The 14,181-nt window shown below is 70.4% G+C and carries 14 protein-coding genes and 1 pseudogene; 7 read left to right on the top strand and 8 right to left on the bottom strand.

Translation table 11 applies throughout. The annotated features are described in order from the left end of the window. Window positions 1–41 precede the first annotated feature (41 nt). From pdxS to B9A95_RS20885, 4 genes are all read left to right on the top strand, one after another. A complete protein-coding gene (gene pdxS, locus B9A95_RS20900; RefSeq protein ID WP_084049037.1) occupies window positions 42–938 on the top strand; it encodes a pyridoxal 5'-phosphate synthase lyase subunit PdxS in 897 nt (298 codons plus the stop codon). Between the two features lie 52 nt (window positions 939–990). Continuing rightward, window positions 991–1,620, top strand: a complete 630-nt coding sequence (pdxT, locus tag B9A95_RS20895) for a pyridoxal 5'-phosphate synthase glutaminase subunit PdxT (RefSeq protein WP_084049036.1) — start codon at window positions 991–993, stop codon at window positions 1,618–1,620. A gap of 160 nt (window positions 1,621–1,780) precedes the next feature. Then, window positions 1,781–2,554 carry an alpha/beta fold hydrolase gene (locus B9A95_RS20890; RefSeq protein WP_084049035.1) on the top strand — a complete coding sequence of 258 codons (774 nt, stop codon included), beginning with the start codon at window positions 1,781–1,783 and terminating at the stop codon, window positions 2,552–2,554. Continuing rightward, window positions 2,551–3,297 (top strand): alpha/beta fold hydrolase, encoded by a 747-nt coding sequence (locus B9A95_RS20885; protein ID WP_084049034.1) that lies wholly within the window; start codon window positions 2,551–2,553, stop codon window positions 3,295–3,297. The genes B9A95_RS20890 and B9A95_RS20885 overlap by 4 nt, the downstream gene beginning before the upstream one ends. 88 nt (window positions 3,298–3,385) lie before the next feature. Here the strand turns inward: B9A95_RS20885 and B9A95_RS32565 are convergent, their stop codons facing one another. From B9A95_RS32565 to B9A95_RS20855, 6 genes are all read right to left on the bottom strand, one after another. Then, complete coding sequence (locus B9A95_RS32565) at window positions 3,386–3,652, bottom strand: hypothetical protein (RefSeq protein ID WP_139806916.1); 267 nt, start codon at window positions 3,650–3,652, stop codon at window positions 3,386–3,388. Between the two features lie 247 nt (window positions 3,653–3,899). Then, a complete protein-coding gene (locus B9A95_RS20875) occupies window positions 3,900–5,102 on the bottom strand; it encodes a Gfo/Idh/MocA family protein (protein WP_084050876.1) in 1,203 nt (400 codons plus the stop codon). Continuing rightward, on the bottom strand, window positions 5,099–6,127 hold the full coding sequence (locus B9A95_RS20870) for a dipeptide epimerase (RefSeq protein ID WP_084050877.1): 1,029 nt from the start codon (window positions 6,125–6,127) through the stop codon (window positions 5,099–5,101). Before B9A95_RS20870 ends, B9A95_RS20875 begins: the two co-directional genes overlap by 4 nt. Then, window positions 6,115–6,993 carry a C40 family peptidase gene (locus tag B9A95_RS20865; RefSeq protein WP_084049032.1) on the bottom strand — a complete coding sequence of 293 codons (879 nt, stop codon included), beginning with the start codon at window positions 6,991–6,993 and terminating at the stop codon, window positions 6,115–6,117. The genes B9A95_RS20870 and B9A95_RS20865 overlap by 13 nt, the downstream gene beginning before the upstream one ends. 3 nt (window positions 6,994–6,996) lie before the next feature. Further along, a complete protein-coding gene (locus B9A95_RS20860; protein WP_084050875.1) occupies window positions 6,997–7,968 on the bottom strand; it encodes a dipeptidase in 972 nt (323 codons plus the stop codon). Window positions 7,969–7,973: 5 nt separating this feature from the next. Beyond that, the gene (locus tag B9A95_RS20855) at window positions 7,974–8,663 is read right to left on the bottom strand and encodes an HAD family hydrolase (RefSeq protein WP_084049031.1); all 690 of its coding nucleotides are present in this window, start codon (window positions 8,661–8,663) and stop codon (window positions 7,974–7,976) included. Window positions 8,664–8,919: 256 nt separating this feature from the next. Between B9A95_RS20855 and B9A95_RS20850 the strand changes: the two genes are divergently transcribed. Next, complete coding sequence (locus B9A95_RS20850) at window positions 8,920–10,080, top strand: alanine--glyoxylate aminotransferase family protein (protein WP_084049030.1); 1,161 nt, start codon at window positions 8,920–8,922, stop codon at window positions 10,078–10,080. A 107-nt stretch (window positions 10,081–10,187) separates the two neighbouring features. Here B9A95_RS20850 and B9A95_RS20845 read toward each other — a convergent pair. Beyond that, window positions 10,188–10,683 (bottom strand): annotated as a pseudogene (locus tag B9A95_RS20845) (transposase); the annotation flags it as partial. Between the two features lie 35 nt (window positions 10,684–10,718). Continuing rightward, the gene (locus tag B9A95_RS20840) at window positions 10,719–11,423 is read right to left on the bottom strand and encodes a metallophosphoesterase family protein (protein ID WP_084049029.1); all 705 of its coding nucleotides are present in this window, start codon (window positions 11,421–11,423) and stop codon (window positions 10,719–10,721) included. 89 nt (window positions 11,424–11,512) lie between these two features. Here B9A95_RS20840 and lnt point away from each other — a divergent pair, with 89 nt between their 5' ends. Together lnt and B9A95_RS20830 are read left to right on the top strand one after the other, a co-directional pair. Continuing rightward, window positions 11,513–12,958 (top strand): apolipoprotein N-acyltransferase, encoded by a 1,446-nt coding sequence (lnt, locus tag B9A95_RS20835; RefSeq protein WP_084049028.1) that lies wholly within the window; start codon window positions 11,513–11,515, stop codon window positions 12,956–12,958. Between the two features lie 76 nt (window positions 12,959–13,034). Next, a complete protein-coding gene (locus tag B9A95_RS20830; protein ID WP_084049027.1) occupies window positions 13,035–14,117 on the top strand; it encodes an aldose epimerase family protein in 1,083 nt (360 codons plus the stop codon). The last annotated feature ends 64 nt before the right edge of the window (window positions 14,118–14,181 follow it).

The following is a 14,181-nucleotide window of genomic DNA, read 5'->3' as shown; positions in this document are numbered from 1 at the left end:
GGCCCTGCTCCTGGGGCCAGTTTTGTTTTACTCTCTCTTTCATGACCGAAGCCATCCCCCAGACCGGAACCGAGCAGATCAAGCAGGGCTTCGCCGAGATGTTCAAGGGCGGCGTCATCATGGACGTGGTAACGGCAGATCAGGCCAGGATTGCCGAGGCTGCCGGGGCCACCGCCGTGATGGCGCTGGAGCGCGTGCCAGCCGACATCCGTGCCGACGGTGGCGTGGCGCGCATGAGCGATCCCAAGATGATCAAGGAGATTATCGCCGCCGTGACCATTCCGGTCATGGCGAAGGTCCGGATCGGGCACATCATCGAGGCGCAGATTCTCCAGGCCCTGGGCGTGGACTTTATCGACGAGTCTGAGGTCCTGACTCCCGCCGATGACCAGTACCACATCGAGAAGGCGGCCTTTAAGGTGCCCTTCGTCTGCGGCGCGAAAAACCTCGGTGAGGCCCTGCGCCGGGTGGGCGAGGGCGCCTCGATGATCCGCACTAAGGGCGAAGCGGGCACCGGCAACATCATTGAGGCCGTGCGCCACGCCCGCGCCGTGCTGGGCGAGATCCGCGCCATTCAGGCCCGCCCCCGTGAAGAGCTGATGACGGTGGCGCGCGACCTCCAGGCCCCCTATCACCTGGTGCAGTACGTTCGCGAGCACGGCAAGCTGCCTGTGGTGAACTTCGCGGCGGGCGGCGTTGCCACCCCCGCCGACGCCGCGTTGATGATGCACCTGGGCCTGGACGGCGTGTTTGTGGGCAGCGGCATTTTCAAGAGCGGCAACCCCGAGCGCCGCGCCCAGGCCATCGTGAAGGCCGTCACCCATTACGAAAACGCCGAACTGCTCGCCGAACTCAGCGAGGACCTCGGCGCGCCCATGACCGGCATCAACATCGACGCCCTCCTGCCCGCCGAGCGGCTGGCGGGACGGGGATGGTGAACAAGCCCTTGGCCGCTCGCTTTTCGTGCCGCAGCCCAAAGGCCAAACGCTAATGGCGGGCCGCTCCCCCCACATCGGCGTCCTCGCTCTCCAGGGGGCCTTCCGCGAGCACCGCCAGCGCTTTGAGGCGCTGGGGGCGCGGGTAACGGAAGTGCGGCTTCCGCGGGACCTCGCGGGGCTGCAGGGCCTGGTCCTGCCCGGCGGTGAGAGCACCACCATCGCCCGGCTGATGGGGGAGTACAGGCTGTGGGAGCCGGTCCGGGACTTTTACGCCTCGGGCGGCGCATTGTGGGGCACCTGCGCTGGAGCCATCCTGTTGGCCCGAGAGGTTCACGGCGCCCCGCCGCAGTTCGGCGGCCACCAGGACAGCCTGGGGGTCATGGACCTGACCGTGCGCCGCAATGCCTTCGGGCGGCAGGTGGACTCCTTTCACACGCCGCTGAAGGTCCAGGGCTTTGAGGAGCCTTTTCCGGCCGTCTTTATCCGGGCGCCGGTCATTGAGCGGGCGGGCGATTCGCAGAGATCCGCAGAAGAGGCCGTAGAGGTCCTGGCCCACCACCGTGGAAGGGTCGTCCTGGCCCGCCAGGGACGTCTCCTCGCGAGTTCCTTCCACCCCGAACTGACGCCCGACGTCCGCCTCCACGCGCTGTTTCTGGAGATGGCCACGGCTGTCCCTGCCTGACCGCTGCGCTGTCCGGCGTCCCCCCAGGGGGGCGCCGGACACGATTTCTTGAATGCCTTGAATATATACAAATAGCAGGGAGCATGAGAACCCCCCCCGCTCACCCTTTCTTCAAGACCCACCGCTGCCCATCCTCCACACGCTACGCTGACGCCCAGCCATGCGCTCCCGCCTCTCCACACGTCTCCGGCCCCACAAGAGGCGCCGCGCCCTGGCTTTTCGCCACGCGGGCGCATGGCTGGGCTATGAGGTGACCGGGAAGGGCAGCGCGCCCATCGTCCTCGTTCACGGTCTGAGCGGTTCGGCGCGCTGGTGGCGGCGCAACGTCACGGCCCTGAGCGAGCAGCACCGCGTCTACACCATCGATCTGGCAGGCTACGGTCAGGCGCGGCGGCAGCGCGCGCTGCGGGTGCGTGAGGCGGCGGCCTTGATCGCCGCGTGGCTCGACCAGCTCAACCTCGAAGGCGTGACGCTCATCGGCCACTCCATGGGTGGGCACATCAGCCTGCATGTGGCGGCCTTGCGTCCGGCACGTGTGAGGAACCTGATTCTCGCGTGCGCGAGCGGCCTGCTGCGCGGGCAGCCAGGGCGCGTGGCGCTGAACCTGCCGCGCGCCCTGATGACGGGGCGGGTGAGCTTCGTGCCGCGTATCCTCGCCGACGCCGCGCTCAGCGGACCGCTCAACCTGTGGCGCAGCGCCCGGGACCTGCTGCGCGATTCGGTGCAGGACCTGCTGCCCGGCCTTGGGGTCCGCACCCTGGTGATCTGGGGCGAGCGGGACGCGCTGGTCCCCGCCACGCTGGGCCGCGCCCTCGCCGCCGCCATTCCTGGAGCACGCTACGAGGAAATTCCCCGCGCGGGGCACGTGGTGATGGTGGACGCGCCGGAAGCCTTCAACCGCCTGGTGCTCGACTTTCTCCGGGAGGGCGCGTGAGCGGCCACGCGGAGTACATCCGGGTAAACGGCCTCCTCACCCACGCCTGGGTGCGCGGCCACGGCTCCCCGCTCGTCCTTGTGCCGGGACTGGGCTGCGCGTCGTGGATGTACGTCCGGGTGTCGCGCGCCCTCGCCCTGGGCCGCACCGTCTATATCTATGATCCTCCGGGGCACGGCCACAGCGAGGGCCGCCCCGGCTTTCCAGGCCGCATCGAGGACCTCACGGACCACCTCGCCGCGTGGCTGGAAGCGGCGGACCTGTGCGGCGTTCCCCTGCTGGGGCACTCGCTGGGCGGCGAGGTCATGTTTGACCTCGCCGCGCGGTACCCGCACTGCGCCTCGGCGCTGATCGCCTGCGCGCCCACCGGCATTCCCGAGAACCCGGTGGTGCCGGTGCAGCTGCTGCGGCTGCTGCTGGACCTCCCGCGCGAGCGCCCGGGACTGCTGCTTCCGGGCATGCGGGCCTACCTGCGCTCGGGACCTGGCGTGATGTACCGCCTGGCGCGCGACCAGGTCGTGCACGATACCGGCCCGCTGCTGCCCTTCGTCGGGGTACCCACCCTGTTGCTGAGCGGCACCCGCGACCCGGTGATTCACCTGTGGACCCTCGAAGCCATCCGCGGGGCCATCCCCGACGCCGTGGTGCGCGTCTTGCCGGGCGGCACCCACGCCCTGACCGACACCTTTCCAGCCACCGTCGCCCGCTTGACCCTCGACTTTCTGGCAGGACTGGCGCCGTGAGGCCCGGCTGCCACCCCATGACCTCCCCCAGCCAGAGCGCCCACTGCGCAAGAGTGCCGTGCTGCGCGCCAACGCCTGATGGTTTTCCTCACCCGCGCCCAAGGCCCTGAAAGCCGCGTACAGCCGCTGCGGAGCTGGCCAGCCCCAGCCCCAGCCCCGCCACGCCGGGGTGGCTCTGCGGCGCGCGCCGATCTCGCTCGTGCAGCTGCACGGCGGCGGGCGGAACTCCACTCCTCCAGCGGTGGGGCGGCCCGCGTCGGCGCGCCCGCCGTCCCGCAGCGCAGACATGGAAGAGGCCCACCAGGCGGTCCCGGAAGCCGGGGACGCCCTCGGGCGGGGTCCGCGTCGTGGGCACGGGCGACGGGCCACGTCCGAGAACACCCGCGGCCGCCTTTATCACCGGCGGGCTGGTGGGTCTGCCCCCGCGCTGCCGGTCCATGGTCTCCAAGAACTCCGGGCCGCTGCACCCCGGAAAAGCGCCGTTACCGTGGGCGTTTCCCGGTACGGCAACGCGGTGTGTCCCGGCGGCTGGGGACGCACGGCGACCTCCGTGAACCGCCGGACGCCCGCGCAGCTGGACCTCGCCGTGCCCCCGGCCTGACCTACAGCCGCTCCACCGTTCCGGCCCGCCGGGCCCGCTCGGCCGCAAAGGCCACGCGGTGCGAGTCGAGCGACTCGGCAAGCGGGATAGGCACGCTGGCCTCACCCCTCAAAGAGGCCAGCCACGCCGCCACGAGTCCGGCGTCCCCACCCCCGTGGTTGCCCGCCACGTTCGCGGTCAGGCGCTCCACGCCGCCCGTGCGGAAATCGTGGACCTCGATCTCCCCGCGCTCCATGTGCCCCCGCAGCTCGCCGTGCGTCCCCAGCAGCTTCAGGGTACGCGCGTTGTTGTGCGTAAAGGCACTCACGGTCAACCCTGCCGTCACGCCGTTCTCGAAGACCACCGTGACCACCTGGTGGTCCACCACGTCGTTCCCGCCCATATACACGCAGCGGCCGTAAGGCCCCCGTTCCAGGGCCTCCGCCAGCGAGACCCCGCCCGCCGTGAGCACCGTCACCGGCCACACGCCCGGATCACGCTCCCCATAGATGCGCCGCGCGTCGTACGGGCAGTCCACCACCGGGCACGTCACGCAGCGGTCCGAGGCCCCCGGCGGAGCCTCCTGGGGTCGGAAATGGTTCAAGCGCCCCTCGCTGCTCACCCGAATGGGCGGCGCGCCGGCGAACCAGCGCAGCAGATCGAGGTCATGCCCGCTCTTGGCGAGCACGAACGGCGCGGCGGGCGGGCTCGCCCGCCAGTTGCCGCGCACGTAGGAGTGCGCGTAGTGCCAGAAGGCCACGTTCTCCGCGTGCTGTATGCCGGTGAGCCGCCCCAGCCGCCCCGAGTCCAGCACGGCCCGCACCGCGCGAAAAAACGTGGTGGCCCGCAGCACGTGGCACACCGTGACCCGCCCCGTGGACGCCGCCTCGGCCGCCAGCAGCGTCGCGATCTCGCCCTCCTCAAGGCACACCGGCTTTTCCAGCAACACGTCGTACCCCAGCGCGAGCGCCCGCGCGCACGGCTCTACATGGGCGTCGTCCGGCGTGGCGATCACCACCGCGTCCACCACCCGTCCCAGGGCAAAAAAGGCGTTCCAGTCGGCAAGACACGCCTTCGCCGGGACGCCGAGCCTGGCGGCCACCTCCGCGAGCCGGGCCGGGCGGGGGTCCACGAGATGCGTGACCCGCGCGCCCTGCCCGGTCAGATGCCGGGCATACACGTCTGCGCCCCGGTTTCCGCAGCCCAGGATGGCGACGGTGGTCACGCCCGTTGCACCCCCCACCCCACGCCGCCGGGCCGTTCCAGATGGCCGGCCGTCCAGAGGAGTCCCGCGTACGGATCGTCCGCGAGCAGCAGCGCCCCGTCCAGATCGGCCCAGTCGCACAGCCCCGCGAGGTGGGCGGCCGCGGCGATGCCGAGCGAGCTCTCGATCATGCAGCCCACCATGACGCTGAGGCCGTGCGCGCGGGCCAGCCTCAGCGCGGCCAGCGCCTGCAGCGGCCCGCCCAGCTTGGCGAGCTTGAGGTTCACGCCGTCGAAGGCCCGCGCGAGGGCGGGCACATCACCCACGTGGTGCAGGCTCTCGTCGGCCACGAGGGGCACGCGCGACACCCGCCGCAAAGCCGCGTGCCCCTCCAGATCTCCCGCCGCGAGCGGCTGCTCGACGAGTTCCACGCCCGCCGCCTCCAGCACCCCCAGCATGCGCCGTGCGCCCGCCCGGGTCCACGCCGCGTTGGCGTCCACCCGCAGCGCCGCGTGCGGGGCCTCCTCGCGCAGGGCCTCCACCACCCGCTCGTCCGCCGCGGTGCCCAGCTTGACCTTCAAGACCCCGTGCCCACGCCCGACCGCCTCACGCGCCTGCCGCCGCATCTCGGGCAACTCGCCCAGGCTGACCGTATAGCTGCTTTCCGGCAGCGGGGACGGCGACAGCCCCAGCAACCGCCAGACCGGGAGCTCCACGGACCGGGCCGCCCAGTCCAGCGCCGCCATCTCCAGGGCGCACTTCACGCTGGGGTGTCCCTGCGGCATCCGCGCCGTGAGGCGGGCGTGCAGCCCGTCCCAGTCCCACCCGTCTGTCAGCGCACCGGCCAGCAGGGGCAAGGTCGCCTCCACCGTAGCGCCCGTCTCTCCGTAAAAGGCGTTCGGCGCCGCCTCCCCCTGGCCCCACACCCCCCCGTGCTCAAAGGTCACGAAGGTGCGCGGATACACCGAATGCGTCCAGCGCGCGATGCCGAAAGGTTGCGCCGTGCGCAGCTCCCGCGTTTCCCAGGTCACGCTCACGGCGTCCACCGCCCGAAGCCCGTGCAAGACGCCGCCAGCCGCTGCCCATAGTCGCCCTCACCGAAGGTCTCCACCGTGACCCGCATATGGGTGGCGTTGGCGTGGACCACCTCACGCGCCGAGAGCATCACGCCGACGTGCCCGGGAAAGAAGGCGAGGTCACCGCGCCGGGGTTCCACCACCGGCGTCAGCGCCGCCTGCTGCTGATCGGCGTCACGGGGAATGGCGCGCGCCAACGCCGCATACGCCAGTTGCGACAGCCCCGAGCAGTCCAGCCCCCACGCGCTGCGCCCGCCCCACACATAGGGCGTGTGCAAAAAGCGCAGGGCGTATTCGGCCGCGTCGACCACCTCCACGGGGAAGAGGATCACCTCCTGCACCCAGGCGTCCTCCCCGGCAGGCAGCGTGACGGGCACCCACCGCCGCCCGTCTTCCAGCACGGCCTCCCCCTCGCGCCTCCAGAGGGCAGCGCCGGCGCACAGCTCGGCCCGGATGGCGCGGCTTACCCGCGGTCCGGCAAATGCGTGGGCCCGCAGCGCGGTGACCGTCACTTCCTCCTCCGCTGCGCGGGCCTCGGTCAGGCCTTCCGCGCGTGCCCAGCCCGGATAGCCGTCGCGCCGGGTCCGCACCCAGGCCCAGCCGTCCTCACGGGCGCGCAGCACGTCGAGCGCCTCACCGGGCAGGGCCTCGGTGACCTGGGTGGCGTCCGCTTCCGGCCGCGAGCGCAGGCTCAGCCGCGCGTTTCCCGCGCGCCCGGCCTGCGGCGTCAGGTACGTCCAGCCTTCCCCGGGCAGCCGCCCCTGCAGGGAAACGTCGGCCAGCCGAAGCTCGGAGTCGAAGGCGTGCAGGCGCGGGTCCAGTGGGGGAGCAGTCACCCCCTAAAGGTAGCGCGTCAGCCACCGCCGCCAGTTCTCACCAGCCACGCCCGCGCGCGCTGAAGCGGGCAACGCCGCCAGCAGGCGGGGCACGTCCCGGTAGCGCTCCACCCCCGCCGGGGCCTTTTCCAGGCCAAACCCCCCGTCCAGATCGGTGCCCAGGCCCACCGCTTCCCAGCCCACCACGCCCGCGTAGTGCCGGGCATGCGCGGCCAGTTCGTCAAGCTCCGCCCGCGGCTGCCCCACCGCCCAGCCCCCACGTATAAACGTGCTGAGGAACACCAGCCCGATCACCCCACCCGAGGCCACCACCGCCCGCGCCATCTCGTCGGTCAGGTGCCGGTTGCCGGGAAGAAGCGCGCGGCTGTTCGAGTGCGAGGCGATCATCCGCGGGCCGATCTCCACGCTTTCCCAGAACGAAGCGTCGTCCAGGTGCGAGGCGTCCAGCGTCACGCCCAGGTCCCGCACCGCCGCCACAAGCTCCCGCCCCGCCTCGGTGAGGGGTCCCGGGGCGTCTGTTCCCCCCGCGTACCGCGTTCTGCCCCACGCCGGCCCGATCACCCGCACGCCCGCGTCCACCCAGAAGGGCAGGTCCCCCGCGTCCCGAATGGGGTCCGCCCCCTCCATCAGCAGCACGGCGCCGATGGGCCCCTCCGGGACCGAGAGGTGCGCCTCCACCTCCGCTCCAGAGCGCAGGAGCCGCACGTGGCCGGCGTCCTCCCACCGCCGGTAGCGCTCCAGTTGCGCCAGCGCCTGTGCCCGGGCGCCCGCGTGGTCCGCGTACCCGCCCGCGCCCGGGAGCGCGAACAGCGTGCCGAAGCACACCCGCGTGCCCGCCGCGCGCAACTCCCCGAACGTCACGGTGGCCGTTGCGCCTTCCGACGGGTCCTGCGCGCGCAGGGCCTCCAGCGCCAGCGTCAGGTCCCGCCCCTGCGCCGCGTTCCACGCCAGGTCCAGGTGACCGTCGATAAGCAGAGCGCTCAAGCGGGACCGTCCAGCATCGGCAGCAGGGCCCCCAGACTGTGGATGGCGTTTCCCGCCTGCCCAGTCAGGTCAATCCGCACGGCCGCCATGCCCAGCGCCCGCGCCGCCTCCACGTTCTCGGGCAAATCGTCCACGAACAGCACCGCCTCCGCGGGCAGACCCAGCCTTTCGAGCGCCGCGCCGAACGCGCCCGCATCCGGCTTGTGGACGCCCACCGCGCAGCTCGCCACCGCCACGTCCACCAGGTCGGCGAGGCCAGTGGCCGCCAGCGTCCGGTCGATGCTCGGGAAGGTGTTGCTCAGCACCCCGATTTTCAGGCCCCGCGCCCGCAGGCGGCTCAGCACCTCCCGCGCGTCCGGCACCGCCTTGAGGTACCGCTCGTAGGGAAAGTTTTCCAGCAGCGCCGCCGCATGCGCCCTGCCCAGCTTCAGCCGCTGTGCCAAGGCGTCCATATACGCTGCCCAGAACGCCTCCTCGTCCGCCTCGGACCGCACCTCGCGCCAGCCCTCCGCGCGTTCCTGCCAGTGGGCCAACAGCGTTTGTGAGATCGACCGCGTGTCCAGGCCGGTGCGGGCCCCCAGCCACCCCGCCGCTTCGCGGTAGACCTCCCGGTCGGTGGTGGCGATGGTTCCGTCCCGGTCGAACAGCACGGCGCGGAGGGCAGAAGGATGGTCAGGCAGCCGCATGGTCTCCCGAGTCTAGCGTGACCAAATAAAAAGTATGTTTCACAAGCGCAAAAAGGAGTGAAGGAAAGGACAAAGACTTCAAGCCTGCCCCCAGGCGTCCGTCCGGCGCTGCGAAGATGCCGGCCCTCCTGGAAATCCCCCGCTCTCAGTGCCGAAATGGGTCATTTTAAGCAATAAAATGTCTCAGGTGGTACCAAAGAAGTCTATTTTAGCAATAATATTGCGCAGTCACCCCGAAGTTGCTACACTGCGGGCCATGCTCGACTCGCCTGCTGACCCTTTTGCGCCGCATACCCTGCTGACCCCCGGGCCGACGCCGCTGCACCCCCGGGCGCAGCAGGCGCTGACGCGCTCCATGCGGGGGCACATGGACCCCGAAGTCTTTGCGGTGAATGCAGCGATCCAGCAGGACCTGCGCGAGTTGTACGGAGCAGGGGAGGGCACCTTCACGGCGCTGCTGGCGGGGACGGGCAGCCTGGGCATGGAGGCGGGCTTCGCCAATCTGGTGGAACCGGGCGACGAGGTGCTCGTGTGCGTCAACGGCGCGTTCGGGGCGCGGATGGCCGAGATGGCGGCGCGTTACGGCGCGAGGGTGCGCCGGGTCACGGCTCCGCTGGGACAGCCGATCGATCCAGCGCAGGTGGCCGCGAACCTCGGCGGCGTAACGCTCGTCGCGATGGTCCACGGCGAGACGAGCACGGGCGTACTCAACCCGCTGCCCGCCGTGGCGGAGGTCGTCCGGGGCAGCGGCGCCTTACTCAGTGTGGACGCCGTGACCACCGCCGGTATGGAGCCCTTCTCCATGGAAGCGTGGGGCATCGACTACGTGTATACCGGCTCGCAAAAGTGCCTGTCGGCCCCTCCCGGCGTGGCCCCGGTGGCGATCAGCGAGCGGGCGCTTGAGCGGCAGGCCACCCGCCGCACCCCCACACCGCTGTGGTACTGCGACTTCGAGGGTCTGCGCGACTACTGGGACCGTCAGAGCTACCACCACACCGTGCCCGTCAACCTGCACTTCGCCTTTCACGCGGCGCTGCGCGCCGCCCTCGAAGAAGGGCTGCCCCAGCGTCAAGCACGCGTGCGTGAGATGGACCGGGCGATTGCGGCTGCCCTCGCCCCCCTCGGGTTTTCTCACTATGTGCAAGACCCCGCCGCCCGGCTCCCGACGGTCCTGGCCCTGCGGCTCCCGGAGGGCTTCGACGACGCGGGCGTGCGGGCGGCCCTGCGGGAGCGCGAGATCAGCGTAACGGGCGGCCTCGGGGCCACTGCCGGCCTGATCTGGCGGCTGGGCCTGATGGGCGAGGCCGCGCGCCCCGGCCCCTACCGAACCCTGATGCTGGCGCTGGAGGAGCTGCTCGGCGAGCGCGGCCTCACAGACCGCTTTGAGGAGGCGCTGGGACTGCTGGTCGGGCGGTAACGGCACGGCGGGAAGGAGCGTCCGCCTGGGCCGAAAGGCTCATGCGGACTTTTCCTGCTGACCGCTCTCCTGGAGGCTGGGAAAGACATCATGCGAAAACAGGCTGGTGCCTGAACCTGGGCTCGGTCCTGCCCATTGGCCAGTGAGGTGACCAGGTGAAGCAGTGTGTCGACCACCAGATGTACCTTCGTGCCCTTGCGTTTTTTGGCGCCGTCAGCGCCTGCTCGAGATCCACTTTCCGGTGTACTTTGCCGCGTGCGGCTGCCGATGATGATCGCTGAGGGTTCACCCTGAAGCTGTTGCTGAACACGGCTGAGCAAACGTAAGTCATGCACCGCATTCTCGAACGCAGTGCGCCTCAAACCACCGTTTGGCCTGAGATCGTACGATCTCAGGCGGTGGAAAGTCATGCGGGAGATCCTCCCACTGCGCCCCAGTGCGGCTGGTCCACAGCAGCGCATTCCGCACATCGCGTAGGGGAGAGCGACGCTGCGGCGCGTCTTCCGGGCGCAGTGCCAGATACGGCAGCAGAAATCCGTATGTCTCGCCGGCCACATCGCTCGGGCCAGGTCCGCCGGCTCCTGCAGTCCTTCCGCTGCTCACAGCGCCTTTCTCCTCATCTTGGATGACCTTCTCCTCTAGCCCATGCGTCCCGTCCGGATCACCTCCGCGATCACCGGCGGCAGGTTCCAGGCCATGATGTCGAAGGCGGAGGAGGCGTAGTCGTAGCTCACCTTGTGCAGGGTGACCTTGGGGCGGCGGCCCACGCAGTCCACGATGGCCACGTCCGCACCGGGCTCGTGGTTGAGCGACAGTCCCACCGAACCGGGGTCCACGAAGGTGGTGTCGTCTATCACGCGCACGAACGGCACGTGAGAGCCGCCCACGACGATCACCCGGGCGTTGAGCCGCTCGGCGAGCTCCTCGAGTTCGCGCTCGGGAGCCATCAGGTCAAGGCGCTCGTCGGGGGCATGGGGTGAGCCGTGAAAGTACCGCACGCGCCCCACCGGCGTCATCAGGCGGCCACCCGGCGGCAGGGAACGCAGGTATTCCAGCTGCCCGGGGGTCAGGACCTGGCGCGTCCAGCTCAGGACCTGATCTGCGACGCCGTGCCGGTCTGCCCGTTCGCCGAGCTCGAGGGCGACGCGCATGTCGCTCGATCCCATGCCGGCGGTCCAGCCCTCCCGGGACACGAAGTCGATCACCGGTCCGGGCGAGGCCCCGTAGCCCACGAGGTCACCGATCACGATGACGCGGTTGACCGCCTGGTCCACCAAAAAGCGCTTCATCGCGGTCAGCGCGTGAATGTTGCCGTGCAAGTCACTGATAAAAGCCAATCTCAAGGTGTGTCCATGCTACGCCACCGCTTCCCCACCCGCGTGAACTCCCCGTTAGGGTGGGGTACAGGCCCACCCCCCCGTATCATGTCGCGGTGCCTACAGTGCCGCCCTTTCTGACCGCCGCCCTGCTCGGCGCGCTGCTCGCTGCCTGCGGCCTGCCGCTGCCCTGGAGCTTCCTGTCGCCGCTTCCCCTGGCGTTCGCGCTCGCCTTTGCGGCCCGCGCCGGTACGCCGCGGCAGGTCGCGGGCCGCCTGTGGTGGGCCGCCGGTGTCCAGAGCGCCGTCCACCTGTGGTGGCTGACTGCCTTTCTCGCCAAGCTGTTTGGAAGCCCGGTCATGGGCACACTTGCCATTGCGCTGTACGCCCTGGAGGGCACATTTTTTGCGGGGATGGCCTGGCTCGTCGCCCGCGCCTTTCGCACGCCCCTCGCCCGGGTCTGGGGACTGGCGGGAGGCTGGGTCCTGCTGGAATGGCTGCGCTTCCTGGGTCCGCTCGCCTTTCCGTGGCCCTCCCTGGGCTACACGCTGCTGCCCACACCTGCCCTGCAGATCGCGGACCTGGGAGGCGTGCTGCTGGGCAGCGTCCTTGTGGCCGCCACCGCCGCCTCGCTCGTCTCCCTGCGCTGGGGCAGCCACCGGCCCCACGCGCTGCTGACCTTCACCTGGCTCGCGGCCCTGGCCTACGGCATCACGCGCCTTCCGGGCGAGGGCCCGGTGCAGCCGGTGCTGGCGCTGCGCACGACCTTCGATTCCTTCGGCCGGGCCACCCAGTACGTCTCGCCCGAGCAGCAGCTGGAAGCGCAGCGCCGCCTGAGCTCCGCCAGGACCCCCGGCGAACTGGTGATCTGGAGTGAAACCGCCCTCACAGCCAGCCGGTCGACCACCTTTTTCCCGTCCTTTCCCGCGCCCGGCATCAGCGGCCTGGGCACCCCCCAGGGCGAGATCCCCAGGCGCAACAGCGTGATCGGCATCGATGCCGCGGGGCAGCTGACCACACGCAGCGAAAAAGCCCGCCTGGTGCCCTTTGGAGAGTATTTTCCCCTCTACGGCCCGCTGCGTCCCGCCTACGGCCTGATCGAGAGGACGCTGGGCTTTGAGCTGACGCCCATTCCCGCCGCGCAGACGCTCACGCCCCTTACCCTGGGTGGCGTCGCCTACGGCGCTTACGTCTGCTACGACAGCGTGTTTCCCTGGGTGGCGCGGCAGCTGGCGAACAAGGGCGCGCGGCTGCTCGTCAACCCCAGCAACGACGGCTGGTACGACGGCTGGGGCGTGCAGCAGCACTTCATGATGGGCCGGGTGCGCGCCATCGAGACGCGGCGCTGGCTGGTCCGGAGCGTCAACGATGGCGTTGCGGGCGCGGTGGACGATCTCGGGCGGCCCGTACAGACGCTGGAGCGGGGCGAGGGAGCCGTGCACGTGCGGCCCCGGCTGCTGTCGGGGCAGACCCTGTATATGCGCCTGGGCGATCTGCCCGCCCTGCTGCTCGCGGGCGCGCTGCTCCTGTACGCCGCGCGGCTGGAACGGCGAAGTCGGTAAATCGCAAGATTTGTGGGGGTTGTCCGGACCGGGTGGCGAGGCACCGCGGTCCCAAACTGTGATACTGGCGGGCGACATGAACGTATCCACGCCCGGCGAGTCCCACCCACCCGTCACCGTGCAGCCCTGGGGCAACGCCCCAGACGGTCAGCCCCTGTTTCTCTACACGCTGGCGGGCGCTGGCGGCCTGCGGGCCGCCCTCACCAACTTTGGGGCCATCCTGGTCAGCCTGCACGCGCCGGACCGCGCCGGTGTCCCGGCCGACGTCGTGCTGGGGCACGACCGGGCCGAGCCCTACTTCGATCCGGCGACCTCGCCGTACTTCGGCGCCACCATCGGGCGCTACGGCAACCGCATCCGCGGAGGGCGCTTTACCCTGGACGGCCAGGTGCACCAGCTTGCCCTGAACAACGGCCCCAACGCCCTTCACGGCGGCCCCACCGGCTTTCACGCCCGGGTATGGGAAGGCCGGATACTCGGCGGGCCCGTTCCCGCCGTCGAATTCTCGTACCTCAGCGCGGACGGGGAAGAGGGCTACCCGGGCAACGTCGCCGCGCGCGTGACGTATACCCTCACGCAAGACGCCCTGGTCATCGACTACGCGGCCAGCACCGACGCGCCCACCGTCCTCAACCTGACCAACCACACCTACTGGAACCTGGCGGGCGGGGAACGTGACGTTCTGGACCACGAACTGACCCTGCACGCGGACCAGATCACGGCCGTGGACGAAACCCTGATTCCCACCGGTGAGCTGCGCCCGGTGGCGGGCACGCCGCTGGACTTCCGCACGGGCAGGCGCATCGGCGAGCGGGTGAACGACGAGGACGAGCAGTTGCGCTTCGCGGGGGGGTATGACCACAACTTCGTGCTGCGGGGCTCGGGGCTCCGGACGGTGGGCGAACTGTTTGATCCCACCTCCGGCCGCGTGCTGACGGTGCAGACCACCGAACCCGGCGTGCAGTTTTACTCGGGCAACTTTCTCGACGGCTCCATCGCTGGCAAGGGCGGGCAGGTGTATGGCCACCGCTGGGCCGCGTGCCTGGAAACCCAGCATTTTCCCGACTCGCCGGGCCACCCCGACTTTCCGAACGTGGTGCTGCGCCCCGGCGAGACCTTCACGTCGCGCACCGTTTACCGCTGCTCGGTGCGGGCCTGACGCCGGGGAAAATGCTGGGTGCTGGAAACGGCTTGCGCCGAATCAGAGCGCGGCGCAGTCGGCT

This window comes from Deinococcus hopiensis KR-140, assembly GCF_900176165.1.
GTDB lineage: Bacteria > Deinococcota > Deinococci > Deinococcales > Deinococcaceae > Deinococcus > Deinococcus hopiensis.
Note: the sequence above shows the minus strand (reverse complement) of the source record. Positions and strands in the feature narration are given on the sequence as shown.

Excerpts from the sequence above, each read along its gene's own strand:
- pdxS (WP_084049037.1), top strand. The coding sequence starts at position 42 with ATGACCGAAGCCATCCCCCAGACCGGAACCGAGCAGATCAAGCAGGGC.
- B9A95_RS20855 (WP_084049031.1), bottom strand. The coding sequence starts at position 8,663 with ATGCGGCTGCCTGACCATCCTTCTGCCCTCCGCGCCGTGCTGTTCGAC.
- pdxT (WP_084049036.1), top strand. The coding sequence starts at position 991 with ATGGCGGGCCGCTCCCCCCACATCGGCGTCCTCGCTCTCCAGGGGGCC.
- B9A95_RS20830 (WP_084049027.1), top strand. The coding sequence starts at position 13,035 with ATGAACGTATCCACGCCCGGCGAGTCCCACCCACCCGTCACCGTGCAG.
- B9A95_RS20890 (WP_084049035.1), top strand. The coding sequence starts at position 1,781 with ATGCGCTCCCGCCTCTCCACACGTCTCCGGCCCCACAAGAGGCGCCGC.
- B9A95_RS20850 (WP_084049030.1), top strand. The coding sequence starts at position 8,920 with ATGCTCGACTCGCCTGCTGACCCTTTTGCGCCGCATACCCTGCTGACC.